The sequence below is a fragment of the Priestia koreensis genome, from assembly GCF_001274935.1.
GTDB lineage: Bacteria > Bacillota > Bacilli > Bacillales > Bacillaceae_H > Bacillus_AG > Bacillus_AG koreensis.
In genome coordinates, this window is record NZ_LILC01000004.1 from 38,325 (window position 1) to 55,221 (window position 16,897).

A 16,897-nucleotide genomic window follows, 5' to 3' on the forward strand; every position below is an offset into this window, starting at 1 on the left:
CTTGGAATAGACGAATGCTACGCCATCACCTTACACATATCATTTGTGAAAGCTACAGGGTCTTCAAGTGGAAGCCCTTCAATTAGAAGCGCTTGGCTATACAATAAGTTTGTGTATAAATCTGCTTTTTCCTTATCTTGCTCAAAGGCTTTTATAAGAGCTTTGAACACGTCGTGATTTGGATTAATTTCTAACACTTTATCAGCCTGGATGTTTTGATTATCAGGCATCGCTTTTAGGATTTTTTCCATCTCAATCGTTACGTCCCCTTGCGCTGATAAACAAACAGGATGTGTTTTAAGACGCGTGGATACTTTAACGTCCTTTACTTTACCGGATAGAACTTGTTTCATATGCTCGAACAACTCTTTATGTTCGGCCGTTGTTTCTTCAGCTTCTTTGTTGTTTTCATCTTCTATTCCAAGGTCTCCGCTTGCAACAGACTTAAATTCTTTTTCTTTGTAGTTCATGAGCATTTTGATCGCAAATTCATCGATCTCATCAATAAAGTATAAAATCTCATAGCCTTTGTCTTGGACAAGCTCTGTTTGTGGCATTTTAGCGATGCGATCATAGGATTCGCCAGATGCATAGTAAATGTATTTTTGATCTTCAGGCATACGTGATACGTACTCATCTAGCGTTACTAGCTTTTGTTCCTTCGAAGAGTAGAATAACAATAAATCTTGAAGATCATCTTTGTTTGCGCCAAAGTCACTGTAGACGCCGTATTTTAGCTGCTTTCCAAACGCTTCATAAAACTGCTCATATTTCTCGCGCTCGTTTTCTAGCATCGTTTTTAGCTGACTTGTAATTTTGTTTTTAATGTTTTTTGCAATCAGCTTTAGTTGACGATCGTGCTGAAGAATTTCACGTGAAATATTTAACGATAAATCCTCAGAGTCCACAAGACCTTTTACAAATCCGTAATAGTCAGGAAGTAAGTCGCCACACTTGTTCATAATTAGCACACCGTTTGAGTACAGCTCTAAGCCTTTCTCATATTCTTTTGTGTAGTAGTCAAAAGGCGTACGCTCTGGAATAAACAAAATCGCATTGTAGCGAATGGCACCATCGACGCTAATATGAAGATGCTTTAGCGGCTGATCAAATCCGTAGCGCTTTTCCTGGTAAAACTGCTCGTAATCTTGATCTGTCAGCTCACTTTTGTTTTTACGCCAAATTGGTACCATTCTGTTAATGACTTTTTCTTCTTGAATTTGCTCGAACTCCCCTTCACTTCCTTCTTTTGGACGACTTTCTGTGACGTCCATTTTAATTGGATAGCGAATAAAGTCTGAATATTTTTTAATGATCGACTGCAGCTGATAGTCGTCTAAATACTCATCATAGTTTTCTTCTTCCGTATTTTCCTTAATCTTTAATGTAATCTCTGTTCCAATGGCTTCTTTTTCTGTTGTTTCAATTGTATAGCCATCTGCTCCTTCAGATTCCCATTTAAAGGCTACGTCACTACCGAATGGCTTTGTAATAACCGTCACAACGTCTGCGACCATAAAGGATGAATAAAAGCCTACTCCGAACTGACCGATAATGTCGTGGCCGTCTTTTGCTTCGTTTTCCGTTTTAAATGCCAGAGAACCACTTTTCGCAATAATACCTAAATTGTTCTCTAGCTCTTCCTCCGTCATTCCAATTCCCGTGTCAGAAATCGTAAGCGTTCTTGTATCTTTGTTAACGGTTACTTTAATATAATAATTTTCTTTATCAAATTGAAGTGAATCATCTGTTAATGCTTTGTAATAAATTTTATCAATCGCATCACTAGAGTTTGAGATTAATTCGCGTAGAAAGATCTCCTTTTGTGAATAAATCGAGTGAATCATCATGTCTAATAAACGTTTGGACTCTGCCTTAAATTCATGCTTGGTCATCTTTCATTCCCCTTTCAATCAATTAAAATGAACCTATGTAGTAAGTTAGCACTCTATAGATGTGAGTGCTAACCATTTATTAATTATCACATTTAGGAGGTTTTTGTCAATAGGATTGAGATACTATCGAGGAGAGGTGGAAGAAGATAAAATTGAAATAATGGTTTGTTTTACGGACAACATATTTATACAGAGGTTAATAACAAGATAGATTGTGACATAATCACAGTGATCTTCTACTACGTGAATTTCACACTCAATAGAGGTTACTTCACACTCTACTTTTCCTTCATTTGAGGCCAAAAGCCACGCTGTAACTAACTCTTCAAAAGGCCATTTAAAAACAAACGTACCACCGCTGACGGTTTTGAACATAAGATTCGCACATCCACTAATGTGAAACGCAACCTTATCCAAAGTACAAGCATGATCGTGCACCGTCGAAAAACAACTTCTTTGTAAGGAAGAGGTTAGTGGTTTTATTGTAATAGCGTCTTTGGCAATAGTACATGTAGCCTTATAACGAAAATCAACATTATAAGCAGGAATTGAGTAATGGTATTGAAAATCAAATCGACCTTTATAAGCCGTACCTCTTTGTTTATGGAGTTGTAGTTTATACACATGGTGCAGTGTTAACGATATAGTTCCGCTTTTAATGTGAGATGCAGGCTTATCATTAATCCATAGAATAATCGGTTCATTGGTATCTTGTTGAATAGATAAGGTGAGGGTGCCTGATATGTCTCCGGTGTTCTTCGATTCCCAAATAATGTAAGGACTTTCATCGAAGGCTTGAATTGAAAAATTGCTACACAATTGGTCCGTGATGATTACGTAGCGATTTAATCGTTCCTTCTGCTTAACCTCAACTTCTTTTTGAATCCAGTCTGTGATTACCTCTACAGAAATCGCTCTTTCCACGCTTTGATTTTCAGGCACGTCTTCACCCCCTTCTTCACAACTTTATTACTCATCATATGATTTTTTACATGAAAAATACGTTGAACAGACACCAATTGCTTTTCCCTAGACTACATATACATATACCCTAAAAACGAAGAAAGGCGTGAAGAACTTATGGGATGTAATTCAGGGAATAACTCTGATTACAGTTCGGCTATTTTAGGCCAATGCTCTACTTCTCCTGATTATGTAAAAGACCAACTATGCGCACAGTTTACCGTTCCAGTAGCGGGGACAGAAACCATTTATAGTGCCATTAACGAATCGGTCATCGCTTCATTTGTTTTAAAAAATACCGGAACAGTGAACTTTACAGTTGTAGTTAGAAATGCTGCTGCAGCCACAGTGATTCCGGCGTTAGTGGTTACGCCAGGTCAAGTAATTATGCGCACAGTCGACAATTTAGGTGACATTGCGATTACCGGTCCTGCAACAGGTACCGTAGCTGCTAGAGGCGAACTTGATATTGTGGTACGTTACGTCTTATAAAAAAAGTGTAAGGAAAGGTGTGTATGTATAGTGGGATGCAATTCAGACTATAGCTCGGCTGTTTTAGGTCAATGCTCTACCTCTCCAGACTACGTAAAGGATCAGGTATGTGCTCAGTTTAGTATTGCAACAACTGAAGTTATTTATGAGGCATTAAATGAAACAGTGATTGCTTCATTTGTTTTAAAAAATACAGGGATCGTTGCCTTCACAGTAGATGTTGAAAATGCTGCCGGAACACCGGTCATTACTGCTGAAAATGTAGCACCCGGGCAAGTAATTATACGCACCATTGACAGTTTAGGTACAATTTCAATTACTAATGCTGGCGGTGCTGGAACGACAGCTAAAGGCGATTTAGATATTGTTGTTCGCTATACAATTGGTTAATTTTCTTTTTATTTAGAGGGATATTCATTTCCCTCTCTTCTATTTTTTTCTTTTTATACATAGGAATTTAGATTTCTAAATGATGCAGAAAGGACCTGTATGTATGAATAATATTCCTCCAAATGTCTATTACTCTATAGGTGATTGTAATGATAGTTGTAACTCTTACAGTAGTAAGATAGGAGATTGCAACACTTCAACGGATGGTTCCACCTCTACTTCCATGTACGCATCCAATACTTCTGGCGGATCTATTTCCTTTGGATTAGGAGGAGGCGCAAGTAATATTTCTCTTCCGAACAATCAAAATATTAATAAATTTTCCGTTGATCCTACAAATACATCCTTTATCGTACTAGAATCTGGGCGTTACTATATAACGTATCAGGTTAATACAACTGCTTCATTAGGCGTAGGAGCAGGAACGCGAATCCTTCGAAACGGAGCAGCTATTCCCGGAACCATTTTAACTCCTGCTTTAGGAACTTCTACGTACAATAACGACTGTATTGCAAGCTTAAATGCAGGAGATACCCTTTCACTACAGCTGTTTAGCACTATTTTGTTAATTGCTACCTTACTGTCAGCTAACGGCTCAGTGGGTGCTGCACTTACAATTATTAAGCTTCAGTGATTGTTATAATTACCATTTTATGTTAGGTTTTGAAAGACCTTTCTTCTGATGAGGTTATTCAACATCAAGCAAGTAAAGTGATGATGCAAGCAGGCACCCCCTTTTCCACTATGCTTGAACTGAGAGCGGGAACAGGTCAGATTGCAAATCAACTGGCACAAGGGGGAATGAAGTAACAACCATTGAAATTGTTCCTGAATGTGTTGCGCACGCTAAGTCACACAACACATCTTGTGTAACCATTTTGAATGATGATTTTTATACAGCGGAGCTTCATCAAACATTCGAGTGAATGGTAACTTTAACCGAACGTATAACCGCCGTTTACCGTTAGCGATTGACCTGTCACAAACGATGATTCATCTGAAGCAAGAAAGATGACGCTTTGAGCTAAATCATTTGGAGTCCCCATACGCTGTAGCGGAATGGATGCTTGATAGCTTTCAATGGCCTCACTAGAAATGTGATCATGACGCTCAACGGGAATAAATCCTGGGTTGAGTAGGTTTACTCGAATTCCGTAAGGACCAAGTTCTTTCGCCCATGATCTCGTCATTCCAAGCATCGCGGATTTTGCTGTTACATAATTTGAAAAGTGTGGATTTCCATTTTGAATGACATCGCTTCCAATATTAATGATGCTTCCCGCTCGGTTCATTTTCATATCAGCTAATAGCTCTTTCACTAGCAAAAGCGGCGCTTTTACAAAGAATCGGAGCTGGTCTTCATAATCCTCCCATGTTGCATCTTCTAATGAAAGCTCTGGCTGAGGTCCCGTAGCATTATTCACGAGAACGTCAATTGCCGAACCTGACAAACGCTTTGCTTCTTTAATTACAGTGCGCACGCCTTCTTCTGATGTAATATCTCCTTGTACTGCGTATGCTTTTCCGCCTTTGTCTTCAATCTCGCTTACCACTTCTGATGCTTGCTTTTGATTATGTGCATAATTTAAGATAATCGTTGCTCCCTCAGAAGCAGCTGATGTACAAATCACTTTTCCCAATCCCCTTGATCCACCCGTAACCAAAACCGTTTTGTTTTTTAATCTCATCTCTTTCTCCCCCTATAACCATTTTGTAGCGCTCGTATTTCCTAGTATAAAGCAATGGGCTTCAGAAGTAAGATATTTATACATACGAAGTTTGGAAGACCAACAAATTATCTATACATAGGATTTATAGCGGCATTAAATGCATAAACACTAAACCATTTAAGAGGATATTTCCTACAGTTTGAATCATACATATACATTGGTATTTTGTATAATTCAACTTATTCAACGTTGGTTACACATCCACATTTTTCCTATAGCACATTCGAAAGTTTACATAAAAAAAGCTTGGGTACTATAATAACATTCTCGCATCATTTTTCTGCATTTGGCCAAAACAACAGCAAGATTTCACGTTGAGATGAGGTGGACAATTGAATAATTTTAATCGCGTATTAATCGTCTTTATTGGAATTATTGGTCTGGTATCCTCCGGTATACTAGCACTAACGGTCTATGATGTTCCTCAACTTTCACAATGGATAGCAAACTGGTCAGAGCAGGAATGGTTCTATTACACCATCTTGTCTATCAGTGCCTTTTTAGCCGTTATCTTTTTTATTTTTATTTTGACAGGTTTGTTCAGTAGACCACCTGGCAAGCAAATGGCCATTGTGACGGGAGAAGGGAAAATTACAATCTCAAAAGCTACCATTGAGTCGGCAGCATTACGATCAATTCGTCACTTTGAGGGAATTCGTTCGCCTGAAGTGCAAGCTCTTATCCATCCTCGTAAGGAGCAAGTAGATGTTCGCATTGATTGTTCTTTATTTGGTCGGACAGGATTACCTACATTAGCGAAAGAAATGCAAGAAGATGTTAAGCAAACACTAGAATCACTGCTTGAACTGCCCGTTCGTTCTGTCCGTATCCACTTAATGGATGTTAAAACACGAAAGAAAGAACGTGTTTTGTAATGAAGGAGGGAAATGATGAGTACTCCAGATAAGCTTATTCCCTACCGCGGACGGATAATTGGTATTCTCATCGGATTTGTCCTTGCGGTACTATTATTAACAATTGGTTTTGGTCCAACTATTTTAATTGTTGCTTTTATGGCAATTGGTTTTATCATCGGAAAATGGCGAGATGGGCAATTAAACATCGAATCTTGGATGCGATTTTTTGCCAAAGATAGATAAATGATCTTAAAAGGAGAGATTTACAATGGCAGTAAATGAAACAAATACAACAACAGTAAACACTCAGGAAGCTGTACACAAAAATACTCTAACATTTGAAGATCAAGTAATTAAAAAGATTGCGGGTATTGCAGCAAACGAAAATAAAGGCATTTTATCAATGAGCGGCGGATTTATGAGTGGATTAACAGATCGCTTTCGTAGTACAGAAGACATTACAAAAGGGATTAATGCTGAAGTTGGCGAAAAACAAGTTGCGCTTGATTTGAAAGTAATTGTAGAATACGGTAAAAATGTACCAACCATCTTCTCTGAAACGGTAAGCAGAGTAAAAAAAGCTGTTTTTGATATAACAGGACTAGAAGTCATTGAAGTCAACATGCATGTTGAAGACATTATGACGCGTGAAGAATTTGAAGAGAAAAACAAAAAAGAAAAAGAGCAAGAATCAAAGCGTGAACTAGTGTAACGCTTCGTCTTACTCTTACAAGTGACCTGCCTCCTTTTAGAGGCAGGCTTTTTTGCGATCATAAGAATCGTCTATTCCCTTATAAAGTACACTAATCAAACGTTAATTCATAGTACGTGACATTGTCCCAAGAAAACCATGACCTTTTTAGATTAAAAAGAGAAAATTATATCGTTTTAAAAAAGTAACGAAATTATGTAAGTTTGTACGTATAGATCCCTTGAAGTGTATGTAGATAGATGATCGGCCCTCTACAAACGTAACGTTCTACTTGCAGTGCTTTTCCGTTCTTATCAGTTGGTACACACTGTTCAAGCTTGTTGTTGGTCAGAGAGTAATGAAGTAGAGGTCCTTTATTGGTGCAAAATATGAGATGGTCTGTTCCAACAGCAAAGGCATGCACAGCAGATGGCTCTATATCGATGTTCTTCCAGATAGTTTCTAATTGATGGTTTTTTAACTTTACAACAGGAAAATCTGAATAATAGTATAGCCACACTTCATCACCTGTGACGTTTAAAGCATAGCAGTCATCAATTGGAGGAACAATTTCATCCACCACAAGCTTTCCATAGCGGTCATACACAACGTTTCCTGCTACATCAAAAGCTACTATGCCTGCTTGTGATCGCGGATCTTCACTAAAAATCCCTTCATCAAAGTAGCTCACCCATATGTGATCGTTTATATCGACCTGACAGTCTTCAACACCTTCTCCAATTGAAAATTCAGAGAGTACCTTTCCGAAACCATTACATTTGCACACGATGTTCTCGTCCTCTTGATGATAGGCAATCAACCAATGATTTATTTCGATCTCCTGTATGTTAATAATGGCTTGATGATCTGGAATATGAGGCGGGAGGGTTATCTTCTCTTCATTACACGTATGCAGAATGAAGAGATCTTTCTTATCATCTTATATTAAGTAAATTAAGTTATTCGTTCTACCAGCATAAACCTTTTGTATCTCCCCACTCTTTTGGAGTGTGGATGGTAAATCAACAGCACGAAATGTGATGTTTTTCATATACTCTCAAATCCTTTCTGACCTGTCATTCTATTGGTATTTGTTAAGTATATACTTGTCAGTGCGTGTCGCCAATTGTTAAGCATATGTTGATGATTCTGATGTCATGTAAAAAGTATTCTTCAAACAAAAAAGGCCTCTTACCTAGTATTACGCTTTCTTAGGTAAAGGGCTCTTTTTCGTTTCTTACACTAAGCTCATTCCCAAAATCCGCTCCGCTAGCTTCTTAGGCGTATTTCGAAATGCGTCTTGGGTACTTCCTGCCATATGTGATGTAATGGTGACATTATCAAGAGAGAAAAACGGGCTGCTTTGGTCTAGGGGCTCATGGTCAAATGTATCAATCGCTGCACCAGCGATTTCTCCCTCTTGGAGCGCTTTTATAAGATCATCTTCCTTAATTAAGCCAGACCGTGCGGTATTTACGATAATAGCCGTTTGTTTCATTGCTCGGAAATGTTTAAATTTAATCATGTGCTTTGTTTCGTCTGTTAAACGGCCGTGTAAGGTAATGATATCGGATTCTCTCAGCAATTGATCCAATTCAACGTTTTCGAAATCCGTTTGACCGTTGAAGTAAGGATCATGGAAGATAATACGCGTATCAAACCCGCGCATAAATCGGGCGACTAGCTGTCCGATATTTCCATAGCCAATAATACCGATTGTGCGGTCTTCTAGCTCAGGAACAAATTCACTATTCGGGAAGTCCTTCCGCCATTTTCCTTGCTTTAATGCGGCATGGGACCGGGCGATATTTCGCATCTCAGCTAAAATAAGTCCAACCGTAAATTCCGCTACGCTTCTTGCGTTTCGGCCTGGTGTATTAATTACGTCAATATTTCGCTGTTTCGCTAGCTCTTCATTTATATTTTCCGTGCCACCTCTAAGTACGCCAATAACCTTTAAGTTTGTGGCAAACTTAATGACTCGTTCATTAATGGGCGCAAACTGGGTAATAAGCATGTCAAATGACTCAATCTGTTCTAGCAATTCATCAGGCAACTTTACGACTTCACTTCCTCCTTGTTCAATCGCTAGGTTGTCTTTTTGAAGAAGCTCTAAGCTCTCGTGTTTCCACTCGCGTACCGTAACGTCTACTCCAGATTTCTCTAATTTTACGAGTCCTTGTTTCATCATTTCCTTTGTAATAAATAAATCGGCAATAGCCAAACATTTCATTATCATCACTCCTTTTTATCTCATTAACATTCCACCGGTTGCATCGAGCGTAGCCCCTGTCATATAGTTCGCTTTTTCTGACACGAGGAAACTAGCAATTTCAGCAATTTCCTTTGCCGTCGCTACTCGACCGAGTGGAATTCGATTTACGTAATAGTCTTTGTTTTGCTCTAGTGACTCTCGAATCATATCTGTTTCTACAATTCCTAATGCAAGATTGTTAACGTTAATTTGATGCTTTGCTAGTTCACGTGCAAGGGAAATAGCAAATCCAATCATTCCGGCCTTACTAGCTGCATAGTGAGCATGACCTGTTGTTGATCCGTGAAAAGCAGCTTGTGATGTAATATTTAGTATTTTTCCAGGCTTGTTGCTTCTTAACAGATAGTTCGAGAACGTTTTACACGTTAGAAATACACTTGTTAAGTTAATATCCAACGTCCGCTCCCATTCCGTTAGCTCCATTTCATTCACGTAGCTCTTTGGCCATACGCCTGCATTGTTTACTAAAATATCTACCTCACCAAAATCGGCAATACTGTTCTCAATTAGTTTTACTGCTTCTTCTGCATGAGCAAGATTTACTTGATAAGCTATCGCTTTACATCCAAGTTTTTGGATTTTCGCTACGACTTCCTGCGCTTTTTCTTCATTTCCTTGATATGTTAACGCAACGTTTGCTCCTTCTTTCGCTAGGGTCATTGCTATTTCTTTTCCGACTCCTCTTGAACCTCCAGTCACAATTGCCGTTTTACCGCTAATTCCTAAATCCATCTCAAACGTCCACCTTCCATACGTGCTCCATTTTCTCTAGCGTCGCTTTATAGCGTTTGTATTTATTTTTGTATATTAATGCTTGATCAGTGTTTGGATAAATGATTCGCTCCACCTTAACCATTTTTTCCGCTGCTTCTTGTACAGATTCGTAATATCCGGTCATCACACCTGCACACATCGCTGTACCAAGCGTTCCGTGCTCCTTGACTTCAACAATCTCAAGTGGAATTTGTAAGCAATCTGAAAAAATTTGAAGCCAGACGTCTGATTTTGTTACGCCACCGGCAATTCGCGCAGAATCTGGCTGAGCGCTATATTTCAGCAAGCGCTCAATATGATGCATGTGACTAAAAACAATTCCTTCGTAAACGGCACGTACAAAGTGCTGTTGCTTATGCCAGCTGTTCATGCCGATGAAACAGCTGTTAGCAGACGGAACCGTATTTGAGCCGAATAAGAAAGGGAAAAACAAAAGATTGCTTTCTTCCGGAGTTGTTGACGACACCAGCTGATTGCACACATCATAAATGGAGCCACCTTCTTTTTCTACCTCCAGCCTTTCCTGAACCATAAATTTATCAATATACCATTCTAAGTTACTAGCGGAAGTAGGACTTGCTTCAGTTGTAAGCCAATAGTTTGGAATACAGTAAATAGACGTCATGAACAGATCTTTATCAATAATCGGTTTTTTCGTAATATACTCGTTAATACTCCATGTCCCTGCAACAATGCACAGTTTATTTTCAGCTACAAGACCAGAAGCTACTGCGGAAGCAGCGATATCAAAAATCCCACCGGCAATAGGCGTACCTTCTTTTAGACCCGTTTCCTCTGCAGCTTGTTTGGTAATATATCCGCACACTTCTGTTGAAGACTTTAAAGGTGGTAGCTTCTCAGATAGGCGCTCTATTCCGAAGAATGATAATAACTCGCTATCATAGCATTGATCGCGAACGTTTAAAAGATTCGTTCCAGATACATCCGTAAGCTCCATGTATGCTTCCCCCGTCAATTTAAATCGAATAAAGTCCTTCACCATAAAAATGTACTCTGTTCGATCAAGAACTTCAGGGTTATGATCCTGAAGCCACGCTAGAAGCGCGACGGGTTGACCAGCCCACATGGATTGCATAGTCTTAGGCAGAACTTCCGTTTCGAATCGACTATCTCCGTACCAAGTGTCAATATAAGTCTTTGCCCGATTATCTGTTGAAATAATCCCGTTGTAGGTCGGTTCCCCTCTTTTCGTCGTTAAATACAGTCCATTTCCATGCCCTGTAATAGAGACACCTACAATTTTTTCTGCGTCTACTTTTGATACTTCTAATACTTCTTTAATTATCTTAATATTGGCCTGCCATAGTTCATGCATATCACGCTCTGTATGAAAGGGCTCTGGCATAATCATGGCTGTTTTTTGTGAAGCGATCGCTACTTCTTTGCCATCAAGTGTATATAAAGCAGCTTTGGTAATGGTTCCCCCATTGTCAATTCCTAGTAGATAGTTCTCCATGTTCATTCCCCCTAATAAAAGATAGATGTGATCTTAATGAGTAGCCATCCCAAAGGTGTAGAAGCTCCTCCTACTAAATTGGCAAGTTCTGTAGAATCACTGATGTTGCTTGGTAATGACACGTTGGCAATTTTGGCTGCATCTGTGAACGTACCTGAGATATCTGTACCGATATATAACACCATGGTCATGATAACGAGCCCTGTAATGTATAGACGAACCATGTTTTGTTTAAGAAACGGTGCGCACATAGCGAACAAAAAGGATAAAGAAGCAAGATCAGTAAATGGCAATAGGCGATTACCAGGTAAAATAACAGCTAAAAGAAGAGTAGACGGAATCATGAGTAACCCCGTCGCAAGGACAGATGGATGTGCAATTAAAAGAGCCGTATCCATTGAGATATAAAACTCTCGATCCGGAAACCTTCTCTTTAAGAAATCTTCCGCTGCATCCCGAATAATTGTGAGACCCTCCACTAACACTCCTACCATTTTTGGAAGTAACACCATTACGGCTGCAACTGTAATTCCAAGAGTCAAGACGTCCCCTATGTTAAACCCTGCTAATATTCCTAGCACTACTCCAATAATAGCTCCTAGTGTTAAAGGCTCTCCGAATACCCCAAATTTTTTCGTAATGGATTCCGGATCTGCTTTTACATCTCGTAGTCCAGGGATTCGTTCAATAATCCAGTTAATAAGAATACCAAACGGAACAAATACCGCGGTAATTCCATGCGCAAACGAAACTCCTTTTAAGTTAAAAGTGGATTGAATTTTAGGTGCTGTAAGGTCCCCAATTTTCAAGACAACAGCAAAATGGATCAGCGTAATAAGAGTTGAAATCCAGACATTATCCGTGATGCTGTAGACAAGTGCTCCGATGATCATAAACGTCCAGAAGTTGAAAATGTCAATGTTGACAGTCTTGGTGAGTTTTAAAAAGAGGAAGAGAATGTTTAACAAAATAATTCCTGCAACGGCAAAAGGGACAATAGGTGTTCCCCATCCAATGGCTGCCGCAACGGGCCACCCTGGGTCAATAACTGTAAGCTCTAATCCAAATCGTTTTACCATTGCTTCCGCCGCAGGGCCCATACTTTCAAGTAGAAGTGTAATAATTAAGCTAATTCCTACAAAGCCAATTCCGACAAGCATTGCAGATTTGAATGCGCTTCCAATTTTAACACGAAAACAAAGCGCAAGTACAAAAAAGATAATCGGCATCATGACAGACGGACCTAAATCAATAATCCAATTAATAATTCCCATTGCATTTCCCCCTCTACGTTTTTAACCCTTTTCCTTGGTCAACGGAGCGTAAAAAAATCCCACAAAGAATAACAGCATAAAAAGCTGCTTGCTTTGTGGGATTCTCACATCGTCTCAAACCCAATTTTTCTATTTTGTTGTTGGTCACCATACTTCTTTTGCACTTGTTGTTACTGCTTTAAAGCCAGCTTGGAATACACGATCAATCTGCTCTCTCGAATTCAAAAATCCTCCTGCAAGAAGTGACGTATTCGGAATAGCTTCCTGAATTTGCGACACAAAATGAGTCGCAAAAGGACCGGGCAAAATTTCAACCGCATCAAATTGAGCGTCTGCTATCGAATGAAGAGATTGCTCAAGAGATCGTGAATCGAGTAAAAAAACACGGTAAATGGCAAGCAAATCTAGCTTTCTAGCAGCATTTAATAAGCGCTTATTGGGAGAGATTACTCCGTCAACTTTAAATAGTTCCTTTAACCATTTTATGCCCTTGATATCTTTTGATAGACCTTCAATTAAATCAACGTGTACTAAAACTTTTTTTCCGGCTTGATGACAGCGATCGGTAAGCATTTTTAAGTTTCCAATATGCGCCTCTGAAAGTAACACGTAATCAGATTGACTTGATAGCGCTTTGTCCATGTCTTTTAACTTTCTAATTGATGGAATAATCGTTTGATTAGAAAACACAGAACCACCCTTTTATATATGTATAGTTTTATTTTAGGTAGTATCTGGAATTGTGTCAATGCTCCTTATGCAGTCACATGCCCTGATTGATAGGCTTCATACGCCTCTTGTGCTGTTCCATTTTGATGCACAAGGACGTCAAGCGCCGCTACTACGCCCGCCGGATTTTCATCTTGCGTAATATTACGACCAACGGCTACTCCTTTAGCCCCCACGTCCATACAATGGCGAACAAAGGTAAAGTAATCCAAAATATGTCCAGTTTTAGGACCTCCTAACGCAAGAACAGGGCGATTCGCTAATCGAACAATTTCTTCATCTTCTTTGTTACCAGAGAATCGTGTTTTAATAATATCTGCGCCTAACTCCGCGCCCAACCTAGCACCTGAAGCGATAACATCAGGACGATTTGATGCTTCGCTCGTAACCGCGTATCCGTAAGGAAGCGTTTCACACATAAATGGCAGGTTCCAATGATCGGCCTGTCTCGCTAGGTCAAACGCAATTCTGTGAGAGCTTACTTCGTTAGAGGCACCTGGAAATGTCATTGAAATAATGCCGTCCGCCCCAAGTTTTAACGCTTCTTCTACTGTAACGATTCCTGTCGTATAAGGAACGCTTGGATCAAACACACTTGTGGAAAGGTCGGCTCTTACAAGCATACCGATATCCGAAAATTCTTCTGCATACCTTTTGGCCATTCCATATGTCACAAGAACCGCATCAAGGCCATTTCCAATCAGGCCTGGAAGTTGTGAAATGGTTTCATCAATTCCTTTTGTTTTGGTTGAAAAATAATAGCCATCTAGGGCCAACGTGATTGATTTTCCGTCTTTTGCAAATATGCGGGACATTCTTCTTGTTTTTTCCATGTAATCTCCTCCATGTTTTATACTTTAACAACGGAAAAAATCCCCACAAAGAATGAACAGTTGCCTGTCAGCCTTTTGTGGGGATTCTCCGTATCACATACCCATACATGCTATTTTGTTGTATCGAAAGAATTAACTTAATTTTATGACAATAAAACCAAAGAGTCAAGACATTTTTGAAAGCGTTTTATTTTTAATTTTTCTCTATCTTTTTGATGAGCTGAATAACCTGCTCATCATCTCCAACATCTACTGAAACAAGATTTGTATGTTTAATAATATCTTTGTAGAAGTCTTCTCCAGCAGGATACTGTCCATCCCAGCGAAGTGGGACATTGTATACGTTAATTGTCCCGTTTCCATTTCCGCTATAAGTTACTGAACCATCTACTAAGCGCGACCCTGCTAGTTGAATGACATCCTCTGGGTAACTTCCGCTTGTTTCATCATCAGGGTTTAATTTTGTACCAGCTTTGATATGTTGAATATAGAGGTGATCGATTTGTTGATTCAGCCCAAGCTGAAGCCAAACCCGTGCATATTCAATCTTTTTCGAAGAGTATGCTGAAAGTGGATCTGTTTTTTCTTTCAAATTTTCTTGATTCTCTGAGGACGTGTCTTTTTGTTCCGGTTTTGTACTGTCTACGTTATGTTCACTAGAATTTCGTTGTTCTTCAGATGGGTTTTTCTCACTATTTTCTACTACTTTCGTAGAATTTCCTGTTGCTGCTTCATCATCGCTACACCCTGTCATAAGCAAGGAAAATGATAGAAGTGCGATTGATGGATAAATAAATATGGTTTGTTTTTTCATGTTACCATTCCTTTCCTCGTCTTCTATTATACCAAAATGGTATTATCAACCATCATATATTATTTTTGTTCTTCTTCTTCTGCTAAAACATGGTCATCATAGTCTTGAAGCTGACGAGAAATCTCATAGCCCCCTTCAATTAAATTAGCCATTATTTCTAAGCTAATCTTAATTCTTTTGCCATTTTCAAACTTCTCTTGAATGCAAACGTTCCTAACCAGATCGAAACGACTCCCTGTTTCTCCATTTCCATCCTCCTTTTTCTTACATACGAAAAATAGAATTCGGTATCCTCTGTTCTTTACGTTTCTCTATTTCCTGAATGCACTGGGCCATTTTTTGTACTCCTCGTAAAATATCATCTTCGTGAACTTGTGAAATACTTAACCGTAGTAGGTTTTGATGTTGATATTCGGGCAAATAAAAACGCGCGCCATCGTCCATGTGCACTCCGTGTTCGACTAGCTTCTCCACAACACGCTTTGCACGTACGTTTTGTGGTAAAAAAACGGAGGCGTAAAATCCTGATGTGGGGGTTGTGAAAGAGACCTGTGATGATAAAAATTCCTCAAAAGATGTTTGTAACAGCTTCATTTTTTTATCATACAGCTTTTGAACCTTCTTCAGGTGTGTTTCAAACATGCCACTTTTTAAGTAGATTTCAAGTGCTCCTTGAGACAGCGCCGAGCTTGTAAAATCCGCGCTAAATTTGTAGCGTAAAAAATGATGTTGCATAAGAGGTGGTAATACGACGGTAGCCACCCGTAGTCCAGGAAGAAACACTTTAGAAAAGCTTTTAATGTAGATCACACGACCAGAAGGATTAAACGCAAATAAAGGGTCTGCTTTTGTATCAGGGTCTAAGTCACCTAAAAAATCATCCTCTACGAGATACACATCGTATTTCTCCGCAAGCTCCACGATTTTCTTCTTTTCCTTGTTTGTATAACAATGACCTAAAGGGTTATGAAACCGAGGAATAATATAGAAAAATTTAATATCGTTGTTTCGGAAAATGTACTCCAACTGCTCAAGATCAATGCCGTCCATCGAAAGTGGAATGCCAAATGTTTGAACACCGTGTAAATGTGCGGACTCAATAAATCCAAAATATGTAGGCTGCTCAATTAAAATATTCTTCTTTCCGTTCGGAAATGGCATGGAAACAAACAGGTTTAGAGCCTGCTGAGAGCCGGATACGATGACTAAACGCTCTGGTGACGTAAACACTTGAAGGTTTTGTAGATAAGTCACAAGTTCCTTACGCAGTGATACGTTTCCTTGTGGATCTGAATAGGTAAACAGCTCTTCCTTGTATTGATCAATCGCTTGATTTAGACAATGTTGAAACTCACGATAAGGTAGGACGGTTTGATCAGGTCCTGCCGATAAAAAATCAATCGTGTTGTCAGATGATTTTGCCTGTTTTACATCTGTCACAACATAATAACCACTCTTTGCAATTGAATAAATGACGTGCTCTTTTTCTAATTCTGTATATGCCTTAATAATCGTATTTTTACTGCAAGCTAGCTCTTCCGCCAGTTGACGAACGGACGGAAGTTTATCACCAGCGTGTAGAATTCCACGATCCAAACGTTGCTGAATGTTCGCCATTACTTCTATGTATTTTGCAGTCATTACCTGCCCTCTCCTTTTTGTACCCATACAGATGGGAAAAAGTGTCGTTCTTTTAAAGGCTG

At 39.2% G+C, this 16,897-nt stretch carries 18 protein-coding genes; 6 read left to right on the forward strand and 12 right to left on the reverse strand.

Annotated features, from left to right (window positions below; translation table 11 throughout):
- Positions 1–17: 17 nt before the first annotated feature.
- Positions 18–1,895, reverse strand: a complete 1,878-nt coding sequence (gene htpG / locus AMD01_RS04205) for a molecular chaperone HtpG (protein WP_053400163.1) — start codon at positions 1,893–1,895, stop codon at positions 18–20.
- Positions 1,896–2,018: 123 nt separating this feature from the next.
- Entirely contained in the window at positions 2,019–2,837 is an 819-nt protein-coding gene (locus tag AMD01_RS04210; protein WP_053400164.1) for an S-Ena type endospore appendage, read from the reverse strand.
- Between the two features lie 138 nt (positions 2,838–2,975).
- Between AMD01_RS04210 and AMD01_RS04215 the strand changes: the two genes are divergently transcribed.
- From AMD01_RS04215 to AMD01_RS04225, 3 genes are all read left to right on the forward strand, one after another.
- The gene (locus AMD01_RS04215) at positions 2,976–3,350 is read left to right on the forward strand and encodes an S-Ena type endospore appendage (protein ID WP_053400165.1); all 375 of its coding nucleotides are present in this window, start codon (positions 2,976–2,978) and stop codon (positions 3,348–3,350) included.
- Between the two features lie 30 nt (positions 3,351–3,380).
- Positions 3,381–3,740, forward strand: a complete 360-nt coding sequence (locus AMD01_RS04220) for an S-Ena type endospore appendage (protein ID WP_053400166.1) — start codon at positions 3,381–3,383, stop codon at positions 3,738–3,740.
- Positions 3,741–3,843: 103 nt separating this feature from the next.
- The gene (locus tag AMD01_RS04225) at positions 3,844–4,374 is read left to right on the forward strand and encodes a BclA C-terminal domain-containing protein (protein WP_245638882.1); all 531 of its coding nucleotides are present in this window, start codon (positions 3,844–3,846) and stop codon (positions 4,372–4,374) included.
- A 301-nt stretch (positions 4,375–4,675) separates the two neighbouring features.
- Here AMD01_RS04225 and AMD01_RS04230 read toward each other — a convergent pair whose 3' ends face one another.
- On the reverse strand, positions 4,676–5,428 hold the full coding sequence (locus AMD01_RS04230) for an SDR family oxidoreductase (RefSeq protein WP_053400168.1): 753 nt from the start codon (positions 5,426–5,428) through the stop codon (positions 4,676–4,678).
- Between the two features lie 374 nt (positions 5,429–5,802).
- Between AMD01_RS04230 and amaP the strand changes: the two genes are divergently transcribed.
- The 3 genes from amaP to AMD01_RS04245 are packed head-to-tail and all read left to right on the forward strand — an operon-like array spanning position 5,803 to position 7,039.
- The gene (amaP, locus tag AMD01_RS04235) at positions 5,803–6,345 is read left to right on the forward strand and encodes an alkaline shock response membrane anchor protein AmaP (protein ID WP_053400169.1); all 543 of its coding nucleotides are present in this window, start codon (positions 5,803–5,805) and stop codon (positions 6,343–6,345) included.
- Positions 6,346–6,357: 12 nt separating this feature from the next.
- Complete coding sequence (locus tag AMD01_RS04240; protein WP_245638883.1) at positions 6,358–6,570, forward strand: DUF2273 domain-containing protein; 213 nt, start codon at positions 6,358–6,360, stop codon at positions 6,568–6,570.
- 25 nt (positions 6,571–6,595) lie between these two features.
- The gene (locus AMD01_RS04245; RefSeq protein ID WP_053400171.1) at positions 6,596–7,039 is read left to right on the forward strand and encodes an Asp23/Gls24 family envelope stress response protein; all 444 of its coding nucleotides are present in this window, start codon (positions 6,596–6,598) and stop codon (positions 7,037–7,039) included.
- 193 nt (positions 7,040–7,232) lie between these two features.
- On the opposite strand, the gene AMD01_RS04250 is transcribed toward AMD01_RS04245, so the two are convergent.
- From AMD01_RS04250 to AMD01_RS04290, 9 genes are all read right to left on the reverse strand, one after another.
- The gene (locus AMD01_RS04250; protein ID WP_053400172.1) at positions 7,233–7,838 is read right to left on the reverse strand and encodes a hypothetical protein; all 606 of its coding nucleotides are present in this window, start codon (positions 7,836–7,838) and stop codon (positions 7,233–7,235) included.
- Positions 7,839–8,255: 417 nt separating this feature from the next.
- The gene (locus AMD01_RS04255) at positions 8,256–9,251 is read right to left on the reverse strand and encodes a 2-hydroxyacid dehydrogenase (RefSeq protein WP_053400173.1); all 996 of its coding nucleotides are present in this window, start codon (positions 9,249–9,251) and stop codon (positions 8,256–8,258) included.
- 15 nt (positions 9,252–9,266) lie between these two features.
- Positions 9,267–10,025, reverse strand: coding sequence for a 3-oxoacyl-ACP reductase family protein (locus AMD01_RS04260; protein ID WP_053400174.1), 759 nt, complete (start codon positions 10,023–10,025; stop codon positions 9,267–9,269).
- A 1-nt stretch (position 10,026) separates the two neighbouring features.
- The gene (locus AMD01_RS04265; RefSeq protein ID WP_053400175.1) at positions 10,027–11,544 is read right to left on the reverse strand and encodes an FGGY-family carbohydrate kinase; all 1,518 of its coding nucleotides are present in this window, start codon (positions 11,542–11,544) and stop codon (positions 10,027–10,029) included.
- Positions 11,545–11,555: 11 nt separating this feature from the next.
- On the reverse strand, positions 11,556–12,818 hold the full coding sequence (locus AMD01_RS04270) for a PTS galactitol transporter subunit IIC (protein WP_053400176.1): 1,263 nt from the start codon (positions 12,816–12,818) through the stop codon (positions 11,556–11,558).
- A gap of 144 nt (positions 12,819–12,962) precedes the next feature.
- Complete coding sequence (locus tag AMD01_RS04275) at positions 12,963–13,508, reverse strand: glycerol-3-phosphate responsive antiterminator (protein ID WP_053400177.1); 546 nt, start codon at positions 13,506–13,508, stop codon at positions 12,963–12,965.
- A 65-nt stretch (positions 13,509–13,573) separates the two neighbouring features.
- Positions 13,574–14,380, reverse strand: a complete 807-nt coding sequence (locus AMD01_RS04280) for a class I fructose-bisphosphate aldolase (protein WP_053400178.1) — start codon at positions 14,378–14,380, stop codon at positions 13,574–13,576.
- A gap of 193 nt (positions 14,381–14,573) precedes the next feature.
- The gene (locus AMD01_RS04285) at positions 14,574–15,194 is read right to left on the reverse strand and encodes a hypothetical protein (RefSeq protein ID WP_053400179.1); all 621 of its coding nucleotides are present in this window, start codon (positions 15,192–15,194) and stop codon (positions 14,574–14,576) included.
- Positions 15,195–15,458: 264 nt separating this feature from the next.
- Positions 15,459–16,835, reverse strand: a complete 1,377-nt coding sequence (locus tag AMD01_RS04290) for an aminotransferase-like domain-containing protein (protein WP_053400180.1) — start codon at positions 16,833–16,835, stop codon at positions 15,459–15,461.
- Positions 16,836–16,897: the final 62 nt, after the last annotated feature.

Bases quoted from the DNA above. Each gene is read 5' to 3' on its own strand.
- AMD01_RS04270 (WP_053400176.1), bottom strand. From the start codon at position 12,818: ATGGGAATTATTAATTGGATTATTGATTTAGGTCCGTCTGTCATGATG.
- AMD01_RS04230 (WP_053400168.1), bottom strand. From the start codon at position 5,428: ATGAGATTAAAAAACAAAACGGTTTTGGTTACGGGTGGATCAAGGGGA.
- AMD01_RS04245 (WP_053400171.1), top strand. From the start codon at position 6,596: ATGGCAGTAAATGAAACAAATACAACAACAGTAAACACTCAGGAAGCT.
- AMD01_RS04255 (WP_053400173.1), bottom strand. From the start codon at position 9,251: ATGAAATGTTTGGCTATTGCCGATTTATTTATTACAAAGGAAATGATG.
- htpG (WP_053400163.1), bottom strand. From the start codon at position 1,895: ATGACCAAGCATGAATTTAAGGCAGAGTCCAAACGTTTATTAGACATG.
- AMD01_RS04280 (WP_053400178.1), bottom strand. From the start codon at position 14,380: ATGGAAAAAACAAGAAGAATGTCCCGCATATTTGCAAAAGACGGAAAA.
- AMD01_RS04285 (WP_053400179.1), bottom strand. From the start codon at position 15,194: ATGAAAAAACAAACCATATTTATTTATCCATCAATCGCACTTCTATCA.
- AMD01_RS04260 (WP_053400174.1), bottom strand. From the start codon at position 10,025: ATGGATTTAGGAATTAGCGGTAAAACGGCAATTGTGACTGGAGGTTCA.
- AMD01_RS04265 (WP_053400175.1), bottom strand. From the start codon at position 11,544: ATGGAGAACTATCTACTAGGAATTGACAATGGGGGAACCATTACCAAA.
- AMD01_RS04215 (WP_053400165.1), top strand. From the start codon at position 2,976: ATGGGATGTAATTCAGGGAATAACTCTGATTACAGTTCGGCTATTTTA.
- AMD01_RS04290 (WP_053400180.1), bottom strand. From the start codon at position 16,835: ATGACTGCAAAATACATAGAAGTAATGGCGAACATTCAGCAACGTTTG.
- AMD01_RS04225 (WP_245638882.1), top strand. From the start codon at position 3,844: ATGAATAATATTCCTCCAAATGTCTATTACTCTATAGGTGATTGTAAT.
- AMD01_RS04240 (WP_245638883.1), top strand. From the start codon at position 6,358: ATGATGAGTACTCCAGATAAGCTTATTCCCTACCGCGGACGGATAATT.